This is a genomic window from Streptomyces sp. NPDC050085 (genome assembly GCF_044460595.1).
Taxonomy (GTDB): Bacteria; Actinomycetota; Actinomycetes; order Streptomycetales; family Streptomycetaceae; genus Streptomyces.
On the sequence record NZ_JBITJZ010000008.1, the window covers coordinates 35,687 to 59,041 of the forward strand.

Here is a 23,355-nt window from a genome sequence, read left to right on the forward strand (position 1 = left end):
TCTCCCGAACCCCCAACTCACCGGAGGAGCAAGGAACATGGGCAAGCTCGACGGGCGCGTCGTTCTCATCACGGGTGCGGCGCGCGGGCAGGGCGAGCAGGAAGCGCGCCTCTTCGCCTCGGAAGGGGCGAAGGTGATCGTCGCCGACGTGCTCGACGACCAGGGCGAGGCCGTGGCCAAGGACCTCGGTGACGGCAACGCCGTGTACGTGCACCTCGACGTCAGCAACGAGGAGGACTGGGCCCGCGCCGTCGCCGCCGGGAAGTCCGCCTTCGGGAAGATCGACGGGCTCGTCAACAACGCCGGCATCCTGCGGTTCAACGAGCTCGTGTCCACCCCGCTCGACGAGTTCCAGCAGATCGTCAACGTCAACCAGGTCGGCGCCTTCCTCGGCATCAAGACCGTGGCGCCCGAGATAGCCGGGGCGGGGGGCGGCTCGATCGTCAACACCGCCTCGTACACGGGTGTGACGGGCATGGCGTACGTGGGCGCGTACGCCGCCACCAAGCACGCCATCGTCGGCCTGACGAAGGTCGCGGCCCTGGAGCTCGCCGCCAAGGGCATCCGCGTCAACGCCGTCTGCCCGGGCGCCATCGACACCGCCATGAGCAACCCGGCGCAGCTCGACCCCGACGCCAACACCGAGGAGGCGGCGCAGGCCCTCGGCGAGCTGTACCGCAAGCTCGTGCCGCTCGGCCGGGTGGGCAGGCCTGAGGAGGTCGCGCGGCTCGCGCTGTTCCTGACCGCCGAGGAGGACTCGGCGTACATCACCGGGCAGCCGTTCGTGATCGACGGGGGCTGGCTCGCGGGGGTCAGTGTGCTGTGACCCCGACCCACGGGGCTCCCGCGGGGCTTCCTGACCTTAGCTGACGATGCGTCAGCTATTGACGGTCCCCACCCGTAGTGGAACAGTCGATGCATCCAATCTGACGATCCGTCAGAAACTGACGAGGACGGTGAACCTCCTTGGAATTCGGGCTCTTTGTACAGGGATACGTGGGCAAGCAGGCGCTGACGGACCCGACCGCCGAGCACCGCGCGCTCATGAACGAGACCGAGTACGTCATCCAGGCGGACAAGTCCGGCTTCAAGTACGCCTGGGCGTCCGAGCACCACTTCCTGGAGGAGTACTCGCACCTCTCGGCCAACGACGTGTACCTCGGGTACCTCGCCCACGCGACCGAGCGCATCCACCTCGGCTCGGGCATCTTCAACCCGCTCGCCCAGGTCAACCACCCCGTGAAGGTGGCCGAGAAGGTCGCCATGATGGACCACCTCAGCGAGGGGCGGTTCGAGTTCGGCAGCGGGCGCGGGGCCGGATCGCACGAGATCCTGGGGTTCATACCGGGCGTGACCGATATGAACTACACCAAGGAGATCTGGGAAGAGACCATCGCCGAGTTCCCGAAGATGTGGCTCCAGGACGAGTACGTCGGGTTCCAGGGCAAGCACTGGTCGCTGCCGCCGCGCAAGATCTTCCCCAAGCCGTACGGGAAGTCGCACCCGGCCATGTGGTACGCGGCCGGGTCCCCGCCCTCGTACGCCATGGCCGCCAAGAAGGGGCTCGGGGTCCTTGGCTTCAGCGTCCAGAAGGTCTCCGACATGGAGTGGGTCCTCGAGCAGTACAAGACCGCCATCCAGGACCCCGACCCCATCGGGGACTTCGTCAACGACAACGTCATGGTGACCTCGACCGCCATCTGTGCCGAGACGCACGACAAGGCCGTCGAGATCGCCGTGGGCGGCGGGCTCAACTACCTGCAGTCGCTCGTCTTCCGCTACCACGACACCTTCCCGCGGCCCGCCGGGATCCCCGAGTGGCCGGAGATCCTGCCGGAGTACACCGCCGAGATCATCGAAATGCTCATCGCCGAGGAGCTGATGATCTGTGGTGACCCGGACGAGGTGCTCCAGCAGTGCAAGCGGTGGGAGCAGGCGGGGGCGGATCAGCTGTCGTTCGGGTTGCCGATCGGGGTGTCGCACGAGGACACGCTGAACTCGATCAAGCTGATCGGGGAGCACGTCATTCCGAAGATCGACACGGATCCGGTCCACCGGACGACGCGGTTCAGGTCGGCCGGGGTCTGATTCGTTGAGCTGCCCCGGCCTTCCTCCTCCCGGACAGGAAGGTCGGGGCCCGTTTCTGTTGCTGTCCCGGGGCGCTGCCCCGGACCCCGCTGCCTCTCGTACCAGTGCGGGGCTGGTTGGAGCGGAGCTCGATCCATGAGGAGCAGGCACATGCTTGACCATCTCATCAAAGGTGCCACCGTTGTCGACGGGACCGGTGCCCCTTCCTATGTCGCCGATGTCGGAATTCGTGACGGGCGGATCGCTGTCATCGCACCGCCGGGACAGGTCGGTGAAGAGGCCGCTTCCCATGAGGAGGCGGCCGGGCTCGTGCTCGCGCCCGGGTTCGTCGATCCGCATACGCACTACGACGCCCAGTTGTTCTGGGACCCGTATGCCACGCCCTCGCTCAATCACGGGGTGACCACGGTCGCGGGCGGCAACTGCGGCTTCACCCTTGCCCCGTTGAACCCCGAGCGGCCCGAGGACGCCGACTACACGCGGCGGATGATGTCCAAGGTCGAGGGGATGTCGCTGGTCGCCCTGGAAGAGGGGGCGCCCTGGACGTGGAACTCGTTCGGGGAGTATCTGGACGCCCTCGACGGGCGGATCGCCGTCAACGCCGGGTTCATGGTGGGGCATTGCGCGCTGCGCCGGTACGTGATGGGCGCGGACGCCGTCGGGGGGCAGCCGAGCGACGAGCAGATGCAGGCCATGCTCGACCTCTTCCACGGTGCCATGGAGGCCGGGGCCTGGGGGCTCTCCACCACCCAGTCGTCCACCCACTCCGACGGGGACGGCAAGCCCGTCGCCTCACGACACGCCCTTCCCGCCGAACTGCTCAGTCTCAGCAAGGCAGTTGGCGAGCACGAGGGCACGCAGATCGAGGCCATCGTGGCCGGGTGTCTCGACCAGTTCAGCGATGACGAGATCGATCTGTTCGTCGAGATGAGCGCCGTCGCCGGGCGGCCGCTCAACTGGAACGTGCTGACCATCGACGCCTCCGTCCCCGAACGCGTACCGCGCCAGCTGATACCGAGCGAGCGCGCCAGGAAGGCCGGCGGGCGCATCGTCGCCCTCACCATGCCGATCCTGACCCCGATGAACATGTCGCTCGGGACCTTCTGCGCGCTCAACCTCATTCCGGGCTGGGGCGAGGTGCTGGGGCTGCCGGTCGACGAGCGGATCGCGAAGCTGCGGGATCCGGACGTGCGCGCCGAGATGCTGCGGCGGGCCGACAGCAAGGAGGCGGGCGTCTTCAGGCGGCTCGCCGACTTCGGGCGTTACGTCATCGGGGACACGTACTCCGGGGCGAACGAAGGGCTGACCGGGCGCGTCGTGCGGGACATCGCCGCCGAGCGCGGGCAGGAGGCCTTCGAGTGCCTGGTCGAGATCTGCGCCAACGACCGCCTGCGGACGGTGCTTTGGCCGATGCCCACCGACAACGACCCCGACTCCTGGGCGCTGCGCGCCGAGACCTGGAGCCACGAGGACGTGATGCTGGGCGGATCCGACGCGGGCGCGCACCTGGACCGGATGTGCGGGGCGCCGTACACGACGCGGTTCATCGGCGACTGTCTGCGCGGGCGCAAGCTGCTGGGCCTCGAGCAGGCCGTGAAGATGCTGACCGACGACCCGGCCCAGCTGTTCGGGCTGCGGGAGCGGGGGCGGATCCGCGAGGGCTGGCACGCCGATCTGGTGCTGTTCGACCCGGAGACCATCGACGCGGGCAAGGCCACGCTGGTGCACGACCTGCCCGGCGACAGCCCCCGGCTCGACTCGAAGGCGATCGGCATAAAAGCCGTATGGGTCAACGGAGTTGAAGCCATGCGCGATGACGTGGTGAGCGGGGCCGTACCCGGCAAGGTGCTGCGGTCGGGGCAGGACACACGGACGGTGAGTACGCGATGAGCAGCGGTACGTCTGACAGCAGTACGGCCGGGCGCGCGCCGAAGTTGTTCGTCGGCGGCGAGTGGGTGGAGCCCGACCGCGGCTACTACGACGTGGTCGACCCGGCGAGCGAGGAGGTCGTCGGGCGCGCCCCCGAGGCGTCCCGGCAGCAGGTGTACGACGCCGCGCGCGCCGCCCGCGAGGCCTTCGGCACGTGGTCGCGCACGACGCCCGAGGAGCGGGCCGCGATCCTCGACCGGGCCGCGGCACTCATGCAGCGCGACTTCGTCTCCAACGCCGAGCTCGCACAGGCCGAGAGCGGGGCCACCACCGGCACCGCGCGCGGCATGCAGGTCGCCGTCGGTGTCGCACGCTTCAAGCGGTACGCCAAGGGGGCCCTGGAGCCCGTCGAGCAGGGGCTGCCGCCGCAGATCAGCGAGGCCGGGCCGATGGGGAAGGCGGGGGTGACCGGGGCGCTCGCGGTGCGGCAGCCCGTCGGGGTCGTCACGTGCATCACCTCGTACAACAACCCGTGGGCCAACCCCGCGGGCAAGGTCGCCCCCGCCCTCGCCATGGGCAACACCGTCGTCGTGAAGCCCGCACCGCAGGACCCGCTGTCCGTGTACCGGATGGCGGCCGCCCTGGAGGAGGCGGGCGTGCCGCGCGGCGTCGTGAACGTCGTCAGCGGCGCCGCCGTGGACGTGGGCGAGGCCGCCGTCGACTCGCCGGACGTCGACATGGTCAGCTTCACCGGGTCCACGGGCGTCGGCCAGCGCATCGGCGAGGTGTGCGGGCGTTCCCTGAAGCGGCAGTTGATGGAGCTGGGCGGGAAGGGTGCCGCCGTCGTCCTCGGCGACGCGGACCTGGACTCGGCCGTCGCCGGGATCGGAACGACGTACGCCTTCTACAGCGGGCAGATCTGCACGGCGCCGACGCGCGCGATCGTGCACCGGTCCGTGTACGACGAGTTCGTCGCGAAGCTCACCGCGTACATCGGGTTCATGAAGGTCGGCGATCCGCGGGTGCAGGGGACGATCGTCGGGCCCGTCATCTCCGGCGCGCACCGCGAACGGGTCGAGTCCTACGTGGAGTTGGGGAAGAAGGAGGGCGCGACCGTGGTCGCGGGCGGTGAACGGCCGGATCTGGAGCGGGGCTTCTACGTGGCGCCGACCCTCCTCGCCGACTGCACGAACGACATGCGCGTCGTCCGCGAGGAGATCTTCGGCCCCGTCGTCGCCGTCGTCCCCTTCGACGGCGACGAGGACGAGGCCGTCGCCCTCGCCAACGACTCCGACTACGGCCTCATCGACTACGTCTGGTCCGGCGACGTCGCCCGCGCGTTCCGCGTCGCGCGGCAGCTGCGGGCGGGCGGCGTCGGCGTGAACACCATCGGACGGAACATGGAAGCGCCGTTCGGGGGGTTCAAGAAGAGCGGGGTCGGCCGGGACGTCGGCTCGTACGCCCTGCACGCGTACAGCGAGCTGCAGTCCATCGTCTGGCCCGGATAGCCGCTCCCGGCGCCCGGCCCGTCACTCCTGGCGATGCGGGTCGAGCGCCAACTTCCCCCGGGTTCCGCCCTCTTCGAGGCGGCGAAGCACCTCCGCGCCGTCCGCCAGAGGGTGGAGCTCGGGGGTGCCGGGCGGGTAAACGCCCTGTTTGATCAGGGAGTTCAGTTCCGTCAGCAGGTCTGCGTACAGCGCCGGTGCGCGTTGCGCCAGCGTGCCGATGTGCAGGCCCTTGAGCTGCGCGTGGTGCGTGAAGATCAGGTCGTGCGTGGTGAGTCGGGCATCACCGGACGCGGCGCCGAAGACCACGACCCGGCCCACGAACGGCTTCGCCACGCTCAGGCTCGTGTCGAACGTGGTGCGGCCGTTGGACTCCAGGACCAGGTCCACGCCGTCGGGCGCGAGCGCGCGGATCCGGGCGGCCAGTTCCGGGTCACTGCGGTCCAGGACGTGGTCGGCGCCAAGCGCTGAGACCGTGGCGTGCTTGGCCGGGGACGCGGTGGCGATGACCCGCGCCCCGTAGTGCCGGGCCATCCGCACCGCGGCCTGGCCGACGCCGCCGGCCGCCGCGTGGATCACCACCGTCTCGCCGGACGCGAGGCCCCCGAGGGTGGTGAGGGCCGCGAGGGCGGTGGCCCAGTTCAGGACCATGCCGAGGGCCTCGGCGTCGGTCCACGCGTCGGGCACGGGCAGGACTTCCGCGGCCGGCATCGTCATGTACTGCGCGAAGGCGCCGCGGCCGACGCCGATCACATGGGTGCCGGACGGCAGCGGTTGCCCGATGCCCGGTCCGGCCCCGACGATCTCGCCGGCTGCCTCGAATCCCGCCGGGTAGGGGGCCGTCGGGCCGCCCCGGTAGGTGCCGTACGTCTGCATGACGTCGGCGAAGTTGACGCCCGCCGCGCCCACCCGGACGAGGTACTCGCCCGGCCCCGGTACGGGGCGCGGGACGTCGGTCGCCAGGGTCAGGTCGGCGGGGCCGCGGTTCGTGTGCTGGATCAGGGCTCGCATGGGAAGGACGCTAGGACCTTCACACACATGTCAAGGTCAAGTCCGGGTCCGCTCGGTTCCGGCCAAGTAGGCGTCCAGGGCGTCCTGTTGCTCGGTCAGTGCGCGGATACGGTCCGCTACCCGGTCGCGATAGTCCCGCACCTCGTCCAGGAACCCGGGCCCGACCCCGGTCGCGGCCCCGCCGTCATCGGGCAGGATCTCCCTGATCAGCCGCACCGGCAGACCGGAGTCCAGCAGGGCCCGGACCGTGCGGACCCGGTCGAGGGTGGACGGGCAGTAGTCCCGGTACCCGTTGCCGTATCGCCCCGGCACGATCAGGCCCTCGTCCTCGTAGTGCCGCAGGGAACGCGCGCTGGCCCCGCTGAGCCGGGCCGCCTCACTGATCCTCATGCCGGGCCCAACTGCCCTGACCAGTAAGGTATTCCAGGAGGTACCCATGCCACACGACGCGCCCGAGTCGCGACCGCCCTACCCGCCCTTCACCCGCGAGAGCGCCCTGCAGAAGGTGCAGGCCGCCGAGGACGCCTGGAACAGCCGGGATCCCGAGCGCGTCTCCCTCGCGTACACGCCCGATTCGGAGTGGCGGAACAGGGACGTCTTCGTGCGGGGCCGCGAGGAGATCGTCGCGTTCCTGACGCGGAAGTGGGAGCGCGAGCACGAGTACGCGCTGCGCAAGAGCCTGTGGAGCTTCGACGGGAACCGGATCGCGGTGCGGTTCCAGTACGAGTGCCGGGACGCGCAGGGGCAGTGGTGGCGCTCGTACGGCAATGAGCTGTGGGAGTTCGACGAGCACGGGCTGATGCGGCGCCGCGAGGCCAGCATCAACGACGTGGCCATCGAGGAGGGCGAGCGCCGCATTCACGGGCCGCGGCCCGCGGACGAGCGCGGGAGCGACATTCCGCTCCGCTAGCACCCGCCCGCAGGGGGACCCGGTTGGACCCGGTGGGACCCGTTCCGGGACGCTCAGTCGCCCAGGAAGATCGGGTTCGTGAACGCGGTCAGCGCGCCGGGCAGTCCCGGGACCGCCGGTGCGTGCCTGACCTCTGCCCGTACGTACGCCGCGTACGACGGCGTCGTGTGCCAACTGGCGCTTCCCGCACCGGAGTCGGGCAGCGGTGCGGAGGTGAACAGGGTGCCCTGGTCCGTGACGATGTGGAGCGTGCAGCCGGGTGCGCCCTTGACGTCCAGCGTGACCGTGACCGGGGTGTCGGCGTCGACGCGGAGTCGCTCGCCGAGCCCCGCCACCTTGCCCTTGCCGCCGGTCGCCGTGAACGAGACCTCGACGGACGCGAACTCGGCGACGTAGGAGCGGCCCGCCTTCAGGCCCGCCTGGATCGCGTCCCGGGTCAGGTCGTCGGCCAGGACCACGGTCTGCGGGCCGCCGACCCGGTCGGGGTCGCGGTGCGCGTCGCTGTTGCCCATGGCCGGGAGCCAGCCGCCCGCCCTGCCGCCGCCGTTGCCGCTGCCGCGTGAACGGGCGTACGAGACAAGGGTGTTGTCCCAGTCGGCCAGCGAGATCTCGTCGTCCGGCGTGTACGCGCCGTTCCACACCTCCACCACGTCCGCCTCGCCGAAGCCGAACTTCCAGCCGCAGCCGACGCACGTCGCGTGCGGGTGTGCCGGGACGACCAGGCCGCCCGCGCGGCGGATGTGGTCGGCGTACTTGGCCCAGCGGTTGTCGCGGGCCCGGTAGCGCCAGTCGACGAAGGTGTCCGGGTCGACGCCGAGCGCGACGACGTGCCCGTTGCGCGTCGTGACCTCCTCGCCCAGCATCACCAGCAGGTCGTCGCCCGCCACGTCGGCCCAATGTGCCTGCGAGGAATGGGTGTTGTGGTCGGAGGTGTTGATGAAGTCCAGGCCCGCCGCACGGGCGAGCGCGCCGATCTCCTGCGGCGTACGGCGGCCGTCCGAGTGCCAGCTGTGCAGGTGGCAGTCGCCGCGGTACCAGGCGCGGCCCCGGCCGCGGGCCCGCTGCGGCGGGTACACCGGCTTCGGCGTCGTACCCGGCTCGCCGTGCGTCAGCGTCACCGTCACCTCGTACGGCAGGCCGTCGGGCGCCACCGTGTACGGGCCGAGCGCGATGTGCCACGTGCCCGCGCGCACCGGGCCCGGGATGTAGCCGGGCGTCGCGTCGTCGGCGCGGATGAAGAACTCCGTGCGCGCGCCGCCCGACCAGCCGCGGAATCCCTTGCCGCCGAGCGCCGTGCCGCGCTCGTCGAAGATGCCGATGTCGAGCGCGTTGTTCTGCGTGCCGGCCGGGACGGTCGCCTTCGTGTACGTGTAGGAGACCTTGATCTCCCGCACCCCGCGCGGCACTTCGACCGGCAGGTACACGAAGTCGGGCGCGCCCGGCGGCAGCGTGCCCTTGAGCGTCTTGGTGGACTGCGCGCCATCGGCGGAGTCCGCGGCGCCGGCGAAGCTCATGGTGGTGAGCGTAAGCGCCGTCGCGGCACCGGTCACGAGCAACGCCCGTCTGCCCATGCCGTGTTCAGCCCCGTGTTCGTCATCCGTGCACATATGCGGCTCCCCAGGGTCGGGTGTGACGTGTGCGACCCTGGCATTGAGCCGTGAACGGCCCCCAAAGGGAAGGGGGTCGACGGGTGACGTACGGCTTGGCTACGAGCGACCGCGCCTGCGGAACCGCCAGGCGACGACCACGATCACGATCACGACGAGCACGATCAGGATCCAGCCGAGCGCCCCGAACGATCCGCCCTTCTTCTTTTTCTTCTTGCTCTTCTTGCTCTTCTTGCCGGTGCTGCTGGACTTCGAGACCTTCTTGGTCGGCTTCGCCAGCGGCTTGTGCGCCTGACCCGGCTGCTGAGCGGTGGGCGCGGCCGCGGAGCTCACCGGAGCGGCCGTGGCCGCCGGTGCGCCGCCGAGGAGCAGCGCCCCCAGCAGGAGCAGCACCGTCGTGGGGCGGGTGTGTGGACGTATCCGCAGAATCATGACAAACCCCCGTCGAGAATGGCCCGGGTGAGCCTAGCCGTGCCCATGGACTCCTGTAAGCCCCGCCGCTAGGAATGCCGCATGCGGATCTCGACCACGATCTTCCTGACCGACGAGACCATCACCCCGGTACGCCTCGCGCGCGAGCTCGAACAGCGTGGCTTCGGCGGGCTCTACCTCCCCGAGCACACCCACATCCCCGTCGAGCGCACCTCGCCGTACCCCAACGACCCGGAGGGCGAGCTGCCCCGGGAGTACACCCGCACCCTCGACCCGTTCGTGGCGCTCGCCCAGGCCGCCGCCGTCACCGAGCACCTCCTGCTCGGCACGGGCGTCACGCTCGTCACCGAGCACGACCCGATCGCGCTGGCCAAGCAGATCGCCACGCTCGACCACCTCTCCGGCGGCCGGTTCACGCTGGGCGTCGGCTTCGGCTGGAACAAGGAGGAGGCCGACGACCATGGCGTCGTATGGCGCACGCGCCGCCGCCTCACCATGGAGCGGATGCAGGTCATGCGAGCGCTGTGGGCCGCCGAACCCACCGCGTACACAAGCGAGTTGGCGGGCGTCTCCGTCCGCGCGTCGCACGCCCACCCCAAGCCCGTACGCGGCGGAGCGCCCCGCATCCTCGTCGGCGGCGCGGCAGGACCCAAGCTGTTCGAGCACATCTGCGCGTACGCCGACGGCTGGGCGCCCATCGGCGGCGGCGGCCTCGGCCGTACGCTGCCCGGGCTGCGGGAGCAGTGGCAGGCAGCGGGGCGCGACCCCGAGACGCTGCAGGTCGTGCCGTACGCGGTGCAGCCGACCCCCGGCAAGCTGGCGCACTACGCGGAGCAGGGCTTCGACGAGGTGGTGCTGCAACTGCCGCCAGGCGACGAGGCGGCCGTCCTCAAGGTCCTCGACGACTTCGCGCCGTACGTGAGCCAGTACGCAGGCCAGGACGTACGTCACCACACGGGCACTGTGTGAGCCCGCACAAGCGCTCGTATGCTCGCTGCATGAGTGATCAGGACGCCGTACCGCAGGCAGCCCGTCATGACCGGCCCCAGGACGACCCCCGTGACCGTCCCACCGCCAACGCGATGCGCCGCGCGCTGAAACGCGCCAGGGACGGCGTCGCCCTCGACGTCACCGAGGCCGCCGTCCTCCTCCAGGCGCGGGGCGAGGACCTGGTGGACCTCAGCGCGTCGGCCGCCCGGGTGCGCGACGCGGGGCTCGAGGCGGCGGGCCGCCCGGGCGTGATCACGTACTCGAAGAGCGTCTTCATCCCGCTCACCCGGCTGTGTCGCGACAAGTGCCACTACTGCACGTTCGTGACCGTGCCCGGCAAGCTGCGCAAGGCCGGACACGGGATGTTCATGTCCCCGGACGAGGTCCTGGACGTCGCGCGCAAGGGTGCCGCACTCGGCTGCAAGGAAGCCCTGATCACCCTCGGCGACAAGCCCGAGGACCGCTGGCCCGAGGCCCGCGAGTGGCTGGACGCGCACGGCTACGACGACACCATCGCCTACGTGCGCGCCATATCGATCCGCATCCTGGAGGAGACGGGCCTGCTCCCGCACCTCAACCCGGGCGTGATGACGTGGACGGACTTCCAGCGCCTCAAGCCGGTAGCGCCGTCCATGGGCATGATGCTGGAGACGACCGCGGAGCGCCTGTGGTCCGAGCCCGGCATGCCGCACTACGGCTCGCCGGACAAGGAACCGGCCGTGCGGCTGCGGGTGTTGGAGGACGCGGGCCGCTCGTCGGTCCCGTTCACGTCCGGACTCCTGATCGGCATCGGCGAGACGTACGAGGAACGAGCCGAGTCCCTCTTCGCGCTGCGCCGCGTCGCCCGCTCGTACCACGGCATCCAGGAGCTGATCATCCAGAACTTCCGCGCCAAGCCGGACACGGCGATGCGCGGCATGCCGGACGCCGACCTCGACGATCTGGTGGCGACGGTCGCGGTCGCCCGCCACATCATGGGCCCGTCGGGCAACCTCCAGGCCCCGCCGAACCTCGTCGACGGCGAGTACGTGCGCCTCATCGGCGCCGGCATCGACGACTGGGGCGGCGTCTCCCCGGTGACGATCGACCACGTGAACCCGGAGAAGCCGTGGCCGAAGCTGGAGGAGCTGGCGGCCCGGTCGGCGACGGCGGGCTTCGAGCTGCGCGAACGCCTCTGCGTCTACCCGGAGTTCGTGACGCGGGGCGAGCCCTGGCTGGACCCGCGGCTGCTGCCGCACGTGCGCGCGCTCGCCGACCCGGCCACGGGCCTGGCGATCGCGGACGCGCCGGTGGTGGGCCGGCCGTGGCAGGAGCCGGACGAGCAGTTCACCAGCAGCGGCCGCACGGACCTGCACCGCACGATCGACACCGAGGGCCGTACGTCCGACCGGCGCGACGACTTCGACGAGGTGTACGGGGACTGGGAGGCGCTGCGCGAACAGGCGGCGCCCGGCATGGTGCCGTCCCGGATCGACACGGACGTCCGCGAGGCCCTCGCGGTGGCGGCCGACGATCCGACGCACCTCACCGACGACCAGGCCCTGGCCCTGCTGCACGCGGACGGACCGGCGCTCGACGCGGTCTGCGCGATCGCGGACGACATCCGCAAGACGGTGGTCGGCGACGACGTCACGTACATCGTCACGCGGAACATCAACTTCACCAACGTCTGCTACACCGGCTGCCGCTTCTGCGCGTTCGCCCAGCGCCGCACGGACGCCGACGCGTACACGCTCTCGCTCGACCAGGTCGCCGACCGCGCCCAACAGGCCTGGGACGTGGGGGCGGTCGAGGTCTGCATGCAGGGCGGCATCCACCCGGACCTGCCCGGCACGGCGTACTTCGACATCGCCCGCGCGGTGAAGGAACGCGTCCCCGGCATGCACGTGCACGCCTTCTCCCCGATGGAGGTCGTGAACGGCGCGACGCGCACGGGCCTGTCCATCCGCGAATGGCTCACGGCGGCCAAGGAGGCGGGCCTCGACTCGATCCCCGGCACGGCCGCGGAGATCCTCGACGACGAGGTCCGCTGGGTCCTGACCAAGGGCAAGCTCCCCACGGCGACGTGGATCGAGGTGATCAAGACGGCTCACGAACTCGGCATCCGCTCGTCCTCGACGATGATGTACGGGCATGTGGACCAGCCGCGCCACTGGCTCGGCCACTTCCGCACGCTGGCGTCCATCCAGCAGGAGACGGGCGGCTTCACGGAGTTCGTGACCCTGCCCTTCATCCACACGAACGCCCCCGTCTACCTGGCGGGAATCGCCCGCCCGGGCCCAACGGCCCGCGACAACAGGGCAGTTACGGCCATGGCCCGCATCCTCCTGCACCCGTACATCCCCAACATCCAGACCAGCTGGGTCAAGCTGGGCACGGAGGGTGCGGCCGAGATGCTCCGCTCCGGGGCGAACGACCTCGGCGGCACGCTCATGGAAGAGACCATCTCCCGGATGGCGGGCTCGTCGTACGGCTCGTACAAGTCGGTCAAGGACCTGGTGGCGGTAGCGGACGCGGCAGGCCGCCCGGCGAAACCGCGGACGACGCTGTACGGGTCCGTCCCGGAGGAGCGGGTACGGGCGGCGGCGGCTTCGGACGGGCATCTGCCGGAGTTGTTGCCGGTGTTGGGGGACTGACGCGTCCTGCGCGGTGGGCTGCCGCCTCAGTCGGTGGTGGCAGCCCCTGGCGCCCCGCCAGGCGTTCCAGGACTTCCAGGACTTCCAGGACGCGGGCGAGGTCGCGTGACGGGGCGGAAGGCGCCGTCGCGCAGGACCGGCACGACGTCCGTGCTGTCCAACTCCGCGGCCACAGCGACATCTTGGTCGAATCCGTACGCGTGCAACTGCCTCCCGGAGGCGCAGTCGCGGACGGTCGCGGCGACATCGGGGGCGGCGGCGAAGCACGCGGCCGCCATCAGGGCCTCAGGCGACCGGGCGCCGCCCGCACCCAGCGCGGTCAGGACGGCGCCCGCCCCGAGCAGGTCCTCGAGCGCGGGCCGCAGTACGCCGCCGGGCCACTGCTCGCCCGCGGCGATCACGGCGAGGGGCCGGTCCGGCGTGCCGAAGCCCTCACCTTCCAGCCAGGCGCCGACCGCACCGGCGTTGCGCAGGCAGGCGGCGACGACCGGGACGCCGTCGGGTGCGGCCGCCGCGATGGTCGAACCGTTCGGCGACGGCAGCACGAGCCGGTCCGTGTGCGGGGCGCTGCGCAGGGCGGAGGCGGACAGCGACCACGGTTCGGCGTCGCTCATCTCCGCGCGTCCCACGGCGAGTTGGGCGCCGACCGAGTCCGCGTACGCGCGGGCCGACGCGTCCCGCCACGGGTAGGGGTGGACCAGGATGCCCCGCTCCACGGCGACCGAGACGGCGGTGGTGAAGGACAGGACGTCGACGACGACCAGGCAGGCCGCCTGCGGGGCGAGGGCCGCGGCCCCGGCCCGCCCCCACTCGAACCGCACGCCGTAACTGCTCTGCGACGCCCACGCCGCGCCCTGCCCGCTCATACGGGTCACGCTATCCCGGACCGGCCGAGCCGGCGTCAGACGACCAACTCCCGGCGCAGACGCCGCAGTTCGCGCTCGCCGAGCCCCAGCGCCTGACGCTCGCAGGCCCGGAACGAACCGAAGGACGCCTCGACCTCGTCGAAGCCGGAGTTCAGGTACTCGGGCCTGAAGTCAAGCAACGGCTTGTAGATCTTGGCCTGTTCGGCGGGCATCGAGGCGAGGGCCGCCGCGTTGGCCGCCGCGCGGTAGTCGTTCGAGGCGAGGTAGTCGGCCATGACCGTCTCGCGCGGGACGCCGAGCGCGGTCAGCAGGGCGGCGCCCGCCCATTGGCGCTGTCGCCGCTCACCGTGAACCACTCGCCCTCGGTCATCATCGCGACCGCACCCGCCTCGGAGGTCTTGCCGAGATCGGCGGCGGTCAGCTTGTCGAGGGCGTCGGACCGGTACACCTCGCCCATCTTCACCCAGTGCCCGGCGGCGGTCCGATAGCCGCCCGCGTCACGGAAGTTGACCGCACCGTCGAGCTTGACGAGCCGGTCCGCGAGGTGCAGCCCGCGCCCGCGCTCGGGCACCAGATCGAACCACTGCCGGTCGACGTCCGCGGGCAGCCCGCGCACGGTGACCTTCCCCTGCGCCCCACCGCGCGCCACCGTCCGCCCCGCGACCTCGACGGACACGCGCCCGGCACCGGGAGCGTGCCAACCGATCTCGTACGTTCCCGGGCTCGCCGCCGCTACGACGGTGGCCTGCGTGAACGGGATGCGGTTCGAGTGGACACGGTGCCCGGGGTGGGCGGAGGCCGCGGGCGAACCCGGGAGGAGGAACGCGGGCCGGCGCGGATCATGTGGGCCCCGGCCGCATACACCTTCGCAAAGCGCGCACATCACACGCAAAACAACCTCAAGGGCGTCTCTTCGCATACCAGTTGAGGTCGCATGAGTAGCGCAAGCGAACGTTCCCGGTCGGGCTCGGTCGATTACAGTGCTGCCAGTCGAAGGGCCGATCGTGAGGGCGTGAAGGGGAGGGGCTCCATGGGCGCACCGGTCGCCGCCGCGGCGGTCTGGGGCCGCGCGGAGCAGCAGGACTTCCGCAGCCGGGTGCGCGGCACGCTGCTCGGGAGCGCGCTCGGCGACACGTTCGGCGCCCCGGTCCAGGGCCTCACGCTCGAGGCGCTCCGGGACGCGCACGGCGCGGAGGGACTGTTGGGGCTCGCGCCCGCGTACGGGCGTACGGGAGCGGTGACCGCGGCGACGCAACTCGCGCTGTTCACCGTGGACGGGCTGATCCGCGCTCAGGTGCGCCGCGACACGGGCGCCTGGCACCCGCCCACCGACGTGCACCGGGCCTATCTGCGGTGGGCCGCGACGCAGCGGGACTGGGGGCCCGACGAGCGGCGCAAGGAGGACGGCTGGCTGGCGCGCGAGGAGTGGCTGTACTCGCGGCGCGGCGCGTCCCAGGCCTGTCTGCTCGGGCTCGGCAACGACGTCATGGGCACCCTCGACAAGCCCAAGAACCCGGAGGCGACGGGGCCGCAGGCGGTGACGCGCTCGGCGCCGTTCGGGCTGCTCGTCGGGTGGGAGCCGCAGCTCGTGCTCCAACTGGCCGTGGAGTGCGCCGTCCAGACGCACGGTGCCCCGGAGGCGTATCTGGCCGCGGGCGCGTACGCCGTGCTCGTGCACGCCCTGGCGCGCGGCGACTCGCTCGACGCGGCGGTGCAGCGGGCGCTCGCGCTGCTGGCGGCACGGCCCGGGCACGGGCCCGTCGCGGATGCGCTGAAGCATGCGTTGGGGGCGGTGCGGCAGGGGATGCCGAACGCGGCGCGGGTCGGTGAACTGGTCGCCGACGGTGGGGCGGTGGGTTCGCTGGCCGCCGCGGTGTACTGCGCGCTGGTCGGTGAGGACGTCCGGCACGGGCTGGGTCTCGCGGTCCACCACGACGGGCCGTCCGCGGATGTCGGGGCGCTCTGTGGTGGGCTGCTCGGGGCGTTGCACGGGGAGACGGCGTTGCCGCCGGCCTGGGTGGCGGAGCTGGAGGGGCGGGCGACGATCCTGGAGCTCGCGGACGACTTCGCGATGGAGATGACGCAGGGGGCGGCTCTCCACGGCCCCGCGGCGGCGTCCCTGGGTTGGCTGGCCCGATACCCCCGGGCGTGACGATCCTCCACCGGGGTCCGGGCTTTCGACCGGGTCGGGCTGGGCGCCTGTTTGAACGGTTGCCCGGCGCTTGTGTCTTCGACCGGGGTCGGGGCGGGCCCCTGGTATATCGCGCACCCGGCGCTCGGGTGCCTCCCCCAGACTCCGTCCGGGGGGACCCCCAGCCCACCCGTGCCGCCCCAGGCGGCAGACTGCCCAAGGCGGGGGTGACCCCCACCGGGGGTCAGACGCTCGACGGCGGGAGGGGACGTGTCGGGGTGCCCCCGCAGGACACCGCAGGCACCGTACCCGGGATGCCGCGCCGTAGGCGCACACGCGACGGTGACCGGAGCCCGGCCGAGGAGGTACCCCGACACGGCCCCGCCCCACGACGAAAGCAACAGCGCAACGAACCCGGCCGGGTATTAGCAGTCAGCCCCCCGCCCCACGACGAGAGCGACGGCGCACCGAACCCAGCCGGGTTTCAGCAGCCCGGCCCCGCCCCACGACGAAAGCAACAGCGCAACGAACCCGGCCGGGTATTAGCAGTCAGCCCCCGCCCCACGACGAGAGCAACAGCGCACCGAACCCGGCCGAATCCACCACTCCGACCCCGGGCCAAGCGGGGGAACGGTCCGCGTGTCTCGTCGACCCCGTCGAGTCGGCTCCGCCATGGTCAGCCCATGAACGCACCCCGCCTCCTCACCGCCCCCCTGATCGCCCTCGCCCTCCTCGGCTTCGGCGCCGGCAGCGCCTGCGCCGCCACCTCAAGCGACCCGTGGCCCCAGTGGGACCAGGGCACGCGCGCCCCGTCGGCCGTGCCGTTCGGCGACCCGTTCTCCTCCGACCCGTTCTACGACGACTTCTTCACGCGGGCGCAGCTCCACCAGGAGGGCGCCGCCGACGAGGGCTGGTTCGCCTACATGCCGCTCGAGGAGGGCGACCGCGCGGCCGCCGGCTGCCCGTGCGGCTCCGGCAGCAGCGGTGGCGGGGTGTCGTCGAACGTCACCTCCAGCACCTCCCTGCTCTGACCAGCGCCTCCCTGCTCTGAGCAGAATGCGGGCCCGCAGGTGATCGGTCACCTGCGGGCCCGCATCACGTGCCTGCCCAACTACAGCCGCTGCACATCGTCCTGCGCCCCGGCGGGCGACGGCACGGCCGCTGCCGCGCCGGCCGAGCCAGGACCGTCGTCGTCGGTGTTGATGCGCTCGATCAGCGCGTCGCGCTCAGGCGTGTCCTCCGGCTTGACGAAGCCGATGACGATGTAGAGGACGAGCGAGACGGCCAGCGGGATCGACACCTGGTACTGGAGCGGGACGCCCCCGTCGACGTTCCAGCTGATCGGGTAGTTGACCAGCCAGAAGGCGAGCAGGCCCAGGGCCCAGCTGGTGAGCGCCGCGGTCGGTCCGGACTTGCGGAACGTGCGGAGCAGACCCAGCATCATCGGGATCGCGATCGGGCCCATGAGACCGGCGACCCACTTGATGACGACCGTGATGATGTCCTTGAAGGTGGGCGAGTTGACCTGCGTGGCGACCGCCATGGACAGGCCGAGGAAGATCACCGTGGTGAGGCGCGCGGCGAGCAGCCCCTTGCTGCCGGCCCACTGCTCCTTCGCCTTCTTCGAGATCGCGGGGGCGACGTCCCGGGTGAAGACGGCGGCGATCGCGTTCGCGTCGGAGGAGCACATGGCCATGGTGTGGGAGAAGAACCCGACGATGACGAGGCCCAACAGGCCGTGCGGCAGCAGCTGTTCGGTCATCAGGGCGTACGAGTCCGACCCGTCGGGCTTCTTCGCCTGGACGAGCAGCGGCGACACCCACATCGGGAAGAACAGCACGACGGGCCAGACCAGCCACAGGATCGCGGAGAGGCGGGCGGAGCGCGTGGCTTCGCGGGCGGAGCCGGTGGCCATGTAGCGCTGGGCCTGGTTGAGCATGCCGCCGTTGTACTCGAAGAGCTTGATGAAGAGGAACGCGAGCAGGAACACCGTGCCGTAGGGGCCGACGAGCGGCTTGCCGTGGCCGTGCAGTTCGGGCTCGTCCCAGACGCCGAAGAAGCCGCCGAACGGGCCGAGCTTGCCGACGACGGTCACGAACATCGCGATGCCGGCGATGAGCTGGATGACGAACTGGCCGAGCTCGGTCAGCGCGTCGGCCCACAGGCCGCCGATGGTGCAGTAGACGGCCGTGATGACGCCGGTGATCAGGATGCCCTGGTTGATGGAGATGCCGGTGAAGACGGAGAGCAGGGTGGCGATGGCGGCCCACTTGGCGGCCACGTCCACGATCTTCAGGAGCATGCCCGACCAGGCGAGCGCCTGCTGGGTGCCGAGGTTGTAGCGGTTCTTCAGGTATTCGAGCGGCGACGCCACGTGCAGCCGTGAGCGCAGCCGGTTGATGCGCGGCGCGAACAGCTTGGCGCCGATGGCGATGCCGAGCGCGATCGGGAACGACCACGTGATGAACGACGTCACGCCGTACGTGTACGCGATGCCGGCGTAGCCGGTGAACATCACCGCGCTGTAGCCGGACATGTGGTGCGAGATGCCGGAAAGCCACCAGGGCATCTTTCCGCCGGCCGTGAAGAAGTCGGAGACATCGTCCACACGCTTGTGTGACCAGATGCCGATCGCGACCATCACGCCGAAGTAGCCGATGAGCACGGCCCAGTCGAGACTGTTCATGTGCCCCCTCCAGGGGTCCGCCTTGTGAACGTTGCGGCTCTTCGTCAGTACGTCCGTGTCAGCGGGCGCCCCCGTGCGGGAGTGGGGACTTCCGGGATTGAACCGCCTGTTCGGTGGGCCGGTCAAGAGCCTCGTTGGTCACAGATGTGAACCGAGATCAGCAAGTCGAACGATTTTGCATTTTCGTGACCAGGCGGGGAGTTGTCGTGAACGTGACCTCCGACACACGATGAGCGGGCACTTCGTCAGTAGCCGCAAGTAGTCGCAAGTGGTCGCACAAACGCGAACGACCGCACGGGATGCGGGTCCCGTGCGGTCGCGCAATGGAAGGGAGTGGTTCTCGGCCTCAGTACCTGTTCACCGCATCAACGTCACCGCATCAACTCACCGGCGTTCACCAGCAGTTGCTGTCCGGTGATGGCGCGGGCCCGGTCCGACGCGAGGAAGACCGCGGCGTCGGCCACGTCGCCGTCGGTGGCGAGTTCCGGCAGCGCCATCCGCTCCGTGAGCCTCCCCAGCACCTCGTCCTCCCCGACGCCCTCGGTCTGCGCCGTGAACTGCACGTACGCCTGGACCGGCGGGCCCCACATCCAGCCCGGCAGCACCGTGTTGACCCTGATCCGGTGCGGGCCGAGCTCGCGCGCCATCGAGTACATCGCGCTCGTCAGCGCCCCCTTGGACGCCGCGTACGCCGCCTGCCACACCTGGGACGGCGCGGCCACCGCCGACTGCGTCCCGATGATGACGACCGAGCCGCCACGCTCCTTCAGGGCGGGCAGGCAGGCCCGGGTCATCCGCAGCGTGCCGAGCAGGTTCACGTCGATGACCTGGCTCCAGGTCTCGAAGTCGGCGTCCTCGAGACCCCCGAAGTAGCTGTCCCAGGCGGCGACGTGGACCACCGCGTCGACCCCGCCGAACCGCTCCCGCGCCAGCGCCGCCAGCGCCTCGCACTGCGCCTCGTCGCCGATGTCGGTCGGCCGATAGGCCGTCCGCTCGCCCGTCGGGTCCAACTCGGCCGCACACTTGGCGAGATTGGCCTCCGTGCGCGCCCCGAGCACCGCGTTGCCGCCGTCGCGCACCACGGCCGCCGCCACCTGGTGGCCGAGCCCGGCGCCGACCCCGGAGACGAGCACGGTCTTTCCGGCGAGCAGCCCGCTCGTTCCATTCCCCATCGGTCGCCTCCTGGCTCTGGCCATCTATCTGACGGGGCGTCAGAGTAGGGGCGTCGCACGGAGGATGGAAGACACGGGCAGGGAAGGGTCGGGTATGGACACGCACAGCGAGACCTACGCGGAACTGGCGGCCGTCGGGCCGTACGGGGTGCGCCCCGGGCACGCCCTGATCACCATGGTCGAGCCGCACGCCGGGCACGAGTACGCGTACAACCGCTGGTACGAGGACGACCACTACTACGCCGGCGCGATGGCCATGCCCTGGATGTACGCGGGACGCCGCTGGGTCGCCACCCGCGACCTCCAACTCCTGCGCTACCCCGAGAAGTCGGCGGTCGCCGAGCCGGTCACCGCGGGCTGCTACATCTCCACGTACTGGGTCACCGAAGGGCGCTACGACGACCACATGAAGTGGACCGTCGGCATCAACAAGCGGCTCAACCGCGACGGGCGCGTCTACCAGGACCGCACGCACGTCTTCACCGCCTTCCAGGACCACGAGGCGACGGTCTACCGCGACGGTGCCGCAGGGCCACGCGACTACCACGCGCTCGACCACCCGTACGCGGGCCTCGTGGTCGAGGTCATCGACGTCGAACCGGCCGAGCAGCGCACCGAGTTGCTGGAGTGGCTGCGCTCGCGGCACCTGCCGAAGGCGCTCGCCGGTTCGCCGGCCGCGATGGTCACGATCTTCCGGCCGACGCCGCTGCCGGGCGACCGCATGACGTACGTGAAACAGGTCGAGGGCGTCGACACCCGGCTGACGCTGCTCTGGTTCCTGGAGGAGGACCCGCGCGCCTGCTGGGACGAGCACTTCGCGGGGCTCGGCGAACAGGTCGCGGGGGCGGGGCTCGGGGCGCGGGTGGAACTCATGGCGCCGTTCGTTCCGACGGTGCCGGGCACTGATCGCTACGTGGATCAATTGCGCTGATCCGGGCGGGGGTTGGACGGGGCTCCGGACAAGGCCGAGCCCCCTCGGCCGGGACGGCGGGCCAGTCGAGAGGGCTCCTACTGTGGTGCTGAGTGGTGCATGTGACGCATATGTGGTTGTTGTGCCGTGATGTGCTCAGAAGGAGCCCGTGCTGACCTTGTGCACGAACGCATTCCAGGTCTCGGGGGCGAAGTCGATCGACGGTCCCTGAACGACCTTCGAGTCCCGCACCGCGATCGCGCGCAGTTCGGGCGACTTGACCTCTACGCATGCGCCGTTCCCCGTGGAATACGAGGACTTGATCCAGGATTCCGTGGCGCCTTGCTGAATTGCCATGTTTGCTCCGGTTTAGCCAGTGTGAGCCAGTGGTCGAATTACATCCCCGCCCTGGAGGTCCAGTGCGGTTCTCGCCAACGATGTTGTCTTGATGGCGTGATCGACGCTACTCGCCAACTGGGGTGCATGAAGCGGCCATTCACCCAACCGGATGGCATATTCCATAGGGGTCTTCCATTCCCCCGAGGTGAAGGTGTACCGTGCGGCACCTTTGCCTCGGGGGCACGAAAACGGGGGAACGACTGAGCGGAATCCAGCCTTCCGTGCCCACCCCGTCCGGAGTTCAGCGCGCGTACTCCTTGGCGATCTCCGAGATGAACTGTCGGGATTGCTCCACATTCAGTGCCTGTGCGCGCAGATGCTCGTACATGACGCTGTACTTCTGTACATCATTGGCTTTCTCCAGGTAAAGGTCACTGGTGACGCCCTCGATGTAGACCACGCTGGAATCCGCCGCATCGGGGAACTCCAGAATCGCGTACTGCCCGTTGAGCCCGGGGTGCGCACCCATCTCGAACGGGATCACCTGCACCGTGACGTGCGGCAGTTGGGACTGCTCGACCAGGTGCTCCAGCTGCTCGCGCATCACGTTCTTGCCGCCGACCGTGCGGCGCAGGGCGGCCTCGTCGAGCACCGTCCACAGGCGCAGCGGGTTGTCCGGCGCCTGGATGCGCTCCTGGCGGCGCATCCGGACCTGGACGCGCTTCTCGATGTCCTGCGAAGTGGTCTCCGGCAGCGCGCCGTTGATCAGCGCCTCCGCGTAACCGCGGGTCTGCAGCAGACCGGGGACGACCTGGGGGTCGTACACGCGAAGGCTCGCGGCGTCGGTCTCCAGGCCGATGTAGACGCTGTACGGGATGTCGCCGAAGGAGTGCCACCAGCCCTGCTGGCGCGAGTCCTTGGCCATCTGCATCAGCGAGTCGACGATCCGTACGTCCTCGACCTCGTACACCCCGCACAGGTCGCGCACGTCGCGCTGGCTGATGCTGCGCCGCCCGTTCTCCAGGCGGCTGATCTTCGACTGCGACACCAGCAGGCGCTCGGCGACCTCCTCGGCCGTCATGCCCTTGAGCTCGCGGAGCCGGCGCAGCTCCTGGCCCAACCGGCGTCGCCTGACAGTGGGATTGACGTTGGACGCCACGGGACGTGCACCTCCGGCTACGTGCCTTTTTCGTTCTGTGTACGTTGCGTATCTGCTGTTCAGCAGATTGCCACTCCGCAGGGGCCGCCGCTGGGAAACAGCGGATATATCTGCGGGCTACGCAGCGCAAACGCGACCGCGCGGGGCGATGGCCGGGGTACCCGTTGATGTACGGACGTCCGGTGCATCGCCCCGCGCGGTACAGCGGCTCCCGAACCGGGTCATGGGGACTGCGGTGCGGCGCTGTTGCGGGTGGTGCCTGTGGGGCTGCCGCCTAGTGGGCCACGGCGCGAGCCATGGAACCGCGGTGCGGCTGGTGCTGCTGGTGCGGCTGCATCGGAACGCCCCGTGAGGGTTCCGGTGCCGCCCGGCCCGCCGCGGTGGCGGGCGAACGGCGTGGCTGAGCGGCCACCCCGTTCTGAACGTCCATCACGGCGTGCGCCACGAGGCCGCCCATCGGGTCGTGCCTGATCAGGTCCCGCAACCGGGAGCGGGACGATCGTCCCTCGTTGCCCGGGTACAGGTGCTTGCCGAGTCCGACCGCGTGGGCCAGTGCGGCGAGCGCCGCGGTCCGTGGGTCCGGCGGAACGCCGGTACGGATCGCTGAATCCAGCCGGGACCTGATCTCCCGGCTGATCGCCGTGTCCGTCGCCTGATAGCGAGTCGTCGGCAGTACCCCGCACATCTGACCCGCCACGGCATGCACCATGCCGCACCGCTCCAGATGCGAGAGATAGGTCTGGCGCAGCCCTAGACGCGGCCCGCCAATCCAGTGGACCGCCCGCACAGGAGCGCCGCGCCTTCGCAGCAACTCCAACGCGCAGTCCAGAGTCGGATCTCCGGTCGGCCGTGGTGCCACCACGGCGATACGATCCCCGTCTGGGGCTATCCGTCCGGCCAGCGCCAGCTCTACTAGCTGTGCTCCGGCCAGACCTAGGTCGAGCGACTGCGGCTGTGCGGTGGTACCCGTGGCCGGGTCCAGCGCCAGCAGCAGAAGCTCCTCCGGAAGTGTTCTGCGGCTCCTGCCCATCCATGCCTCCCCGC

At 70.5% G+C, this 23,355-nt stretch carries 22 protein-coding genes; 10 read left to right on the plus strand and 12 right to left on the minus strand.

Translation table 11 applies throughout. From position 1 onward, the window contains the following. Positions 1 to 37: 37 nt before the first annotated feature. From ACIBUY_RS27745 to ACIBUY_RS27760, 4 genes are all read left to right on the plus strand, one after another. The gene (locus tag ACIBUY_RS27745) at positions 38 to 826 is read left to right on the plus strand and encodes an SDR family NAD(P)-dependent oxidoreductase (protein ID WP_365577510.1); all 789 of its coding nucleotides are present in this window, start codon (positions 38 to 40) and stop codon (positions 824 to 826) included. A 140-nt stretch (positions 827 to 966) separates the two neighbouring features. Next, on the plus strand, positions 967 to 2,088 hold the full coding sequence (locus ACIBUY_RS27750; protein WP_365577507.1) for an LLM class flavin-dependent oxidoreductase: 1,122 nt from the start codon (positions 967 to 969) through the stop codon (positions 2,086 to 2,088). Positions 2,089 to 2,238: 150 nt separating this feature from the next. Then, on the plus strand, positions 2,239 to 3,978 hold the full coding sequence (locus ACIBUY_RS27755) for an amidohydrolase family protein (protein ID WP_399154065.1): 1,740 nt from the start codon (positions 2,239 to 2,241) through the stop codon (positions 3,976 to 3,978). Continuing rightward, a complete protein-coding gene (locus tag ACIBUY_RS27760; protein WP_399154066.1) occupies positions 3,975 to 5,465 on the plus strand; it encodes an aldehyde dehydrogenase family protein in 1,491 nt (496 codons plus the stop codon). The genes ACIBUY_RS27755 and ACIBUY_RS27760 overlap by 4 nt, the downstream gene beginning before the upstream one ends. Before the next feature lie 21 nt (positions 5,466 to 5,486). Here the strand turns inward: ACIBUY_RS27760 and ACIBUY_RS27765 are convergent, their stop codons facing one another. Together ACIBUY_RS27765 and ACIBUY_RS27770 are read right to left on the minus strand one after the other, a co-directional pair. Then, positions 5,487 to 6,473: a zinc-binding dehydrogenase gene (locus ACIBUY_RS27765; protein WP_399154067.1), complete on the minus strand. Its 987-nt coding sequence runs from the start codon at positions 6,471 to 6,473 to the stop codon at positions 5,487 to 5,489. A 36-nt stretch (positions 6,474 to 6,509) separates the two neighbouring features. After that, complete coding sequence (locus tag ACIBUY_RS27770; RefSeq protein WP_399154068.1) at positions 6,510 to 6,863, minus strand: MerR family transcriptional regulator; 354 nt, start codon at positions 6,861 to 6,863, stop codon at positions 6,510 to 6,512. 46 nt (positions 6,864 to 6,909) lie between these two features. On the opposite strand from ACIBUY_RS27770, the gene ACIBUY_RS27775 reads away from it, so the two are divergent. Beyond that, the gene (locus tag ACIBUY_RS27775) at positions 6,910 to 7,383 is read left to right on the plus strand and encodes a nuclear transport factor 2 family protein (protein WP_365577492.1); all 474 of its coding nucleotides are present in this window, start codon (positions 6,910 to 6,912) and stop codon (positions 7,381 to 7,383) included. A gap of 53 nt (positions 7,384 to 7,436) precedes the next feature. Here ACIBUY_RS27775 and ACIBUY_RS27780 read toward each other — a convergent pair whose 3' ends face one another. Both ACIBUY_RS27780 and ACIBUY_RS27785 read right to left on the minus strand, forming a co-directional pair. Continuing rightward, complete coding sequence (locus ACIBUY_RS27780; RefSeq protein ID WP_399154069.1) at positions 7,437 to 8,990, minus strand: CehA/McbA family metallohydrolase; 1,554 nt, start codon at positions 8,988 to 8,990, stop codon at positions 7,437 to 7,439. A 99-nt stretch (positions 8,991 to 9,089) separates the two neighbouring features. Then, positions 9,090 to 9,422, minus strand: a complete 333-nt coding sequence (locus tag ACIBUY_RS27785; RefSeq protein ID WP_399154070.1) for a hypothetical protein — start codon at positions 9,420 to 9,422, stop codon at positions 9,090 to 9,092. Between the two features lie 81 nt (positions 9,423 to 9,503). Here ACIBUY_RS27785 and ACIBUY_RS27790 point away from each other — a divergent pair, with 81 nt between their 5' ends. Together ACIBUY_RS27790 and ACIBUY_RS27795 are read left to right on the plus strand one after the other, a co-directional pair. Continuing rightward, positions 9,504 to 10,391: an LLM class F420-dependent oxidoreductase gene (locus ACIBUY_RS27790; RefSeq protein WP_399154071.1), complete on the plus strand. Its 888-nt coding sequence runs from the start codon at positions 9,504 to 9,506 to the stop codon at positions 10,389 to 10,391. A gap of 29 nt (positions 10,392 to 10,420) precedes the next feature. Further along, entirely contained in the window at positions 10,421 to 13,048 is a 2,628-nt protein-coding gene (locus ACIBUY_RS27795; protein ID WP_399154072.1) for a bifunctional FO biosynthesis protein CofGH, read from the plus strand. Between the two features lie 26 nt (positions 13,049 to 13,074). Here ACIBUY_RS27795 and ACIBUY_RS27800 read toward each other — a convergent pair whose 3' ends face one another. The 3 genes from ACIBUY_RS27800 to ACIBUY_RS27810 are packed head-to-tail and all read right to left on the minus strand — an operon-like array spanning position 13,075 to position 14,590. Continuing rightward, positions 13,075 to 13,914 (minus strand): 2-phosphosulfolactate phosphatase, encoded by an 840-nt coding sequence (locus ACIBUY_RS27800; protein WP_399154073.1) that lies wholly within the window; start codon positions 13,912 to 13,914, stop codon positions 13,075 to 13,077. 35 nt (positions 13,915 to 13,949) lie between these two features. Continuing rightward, a complete protein-coding gene (locus tag ACIBUY_RS27805; RefSeq protein WP_399154074.1) occupies positions 13,950 to 14,270 on the minus strand; it encodes a tyrosine-protein phosphatase in 321 nt (106 codons plus the stop codon). After that, positions 14,219 to 14,590, minus strand: a complete 372-nt coding sequence (locus ACIBUY_RS27810) for a tyrosine-protein phosphatase (protein WP_399154075.1) — start codon at positions 14,588 to 14,590, stop codon at positions 14,219 to 14,221. The genes ACIBUY_RS27805 and ACIBUY_RS27810 overlap by 52 nt, the downstream gene beginning before the upstream one ends. Positions 14,591 to 14,944: 354 nt before the next feature. Between ACIBUY_RS27810 and ACIBUY_RS27815 the strand changes: the two genes are divergently transcribed. After that, positions 14,945 to 16,066, plus strand: coding sequence for an ADP-ribosylglycohydrolase family protein (locus ACIBUY_RS27815; RefSeq protein ID WP_365577468.1), 1,122 nt, complete (start codon positions 14,945 to 14,947; stop codon positions 16,064 to 16,066). 662 nt (positions 16,067 to 16,728) lie between these two features. After that, positions 16,729 to 17,076: a hypothetical protein gene (locus ACIBUY_RS27820; protein ID WP_365577466.1), complete on the plus strand. Its 348-nt coding sequence runs from the start codon at positions 16,729 to 16,731 to the stop codon at positions 17,074 to 17,076. 80 nt (positions 17,077 to 17,156) lie between these two features. Here ACIBUY_RS27820 and ACIBUY_RS27825 read toward each other — a convergent pair whose 3' ends face one another. Continuing rightward, positions 17,157 to 18,731, minus strand: a complete 1,575-nt coding sequence (locus ACIBUY_RS27825; protein ID WP_365577463.1) for a sodium:solute symporter family protein — start codon at positions 18,729 to 18,731, stop codon at positions 17,157 to 17,159. Positions 18,732 to 19,102: 371 nt separating this feature from the next. After that, positions 19,103 to 19,903 (minus strand): SDR family oxidoreductase, encoded by an 801-nt coding sequence (locus tag ACIBUY_RS27830; protein WP_365577460.1) that lies wholly within the window; start codon positions 19,901 to 19,903, stop codon positions 19,103 to 19,105. 94 nt (positions 19,904 to 19,997) lie between these two features. Between ACIBUY_RS27830 and ACIBUY_RS27835 the strand changes: the two genes are divergently transcribed. Further along, positions 19,998 to 20,834, plus strand: a complete 837-nt coding sequence (locus tag ACIBUY_RS27835) for a hypothetical protein (protein WP_399154076.1) — start codon at positions 19,998 to 20,000, stop codon at positions 20,832 to 20,834. A gap of 135 nt (positions 20,835 to 20,969) precedes the next feature. On the opposite strand, the gene ACIBUY_RS27840 is transcribed toward ACIBUY_RS27835, so the two are convergent. The 3 genes from ACIBUY_RS27840 to ACIBUY_RS27850 form a co-directional block, all read right to left on the minus strand. Then, the gene (locus ACIBUY_RS27840; RefSeq protein WP_365577454.1) at positions 20,970 to 21,170 is read right to left on the minus strand and encodes a DUF397 domain-containing protein; all 201 of its coding nucleotides are present in this window, start codon (positions 21,168 to 21,170) and stop codon (positions 20,970 to 20,972) included. A gap of 283 nt (positions 21,171 to 21,453) precedes the next feature. Beyond that, positions 21,454 to 22,311, minus strand: coding sequence for a helix-turn-helix transcriptional regulator (locus tag ACIBUY_RS27845; protein WP_365577451.1), 858 nt, complete (start codon positions 22,309 to 22,311; stop codon positions 21,454 to 21,456). 274 nt (positions 22,312 to 22,585) lie between these two features. Beyond that, the gene (locus ACIBUY_RS27850) at positions 22,586 to 23,341 is read right to left on the minus strand and encodes a GPP34 family phosphoprotein (RefSeq protein ID WP_365577448.1); all 756 of its coding nucleotides are present in this window, start codon (positions 23,339 to 23,341) and stop codon (positions 22,586 to 22,588) included. Positions 23,342 to 23,355: the final 14 nt, after the last annotated feature.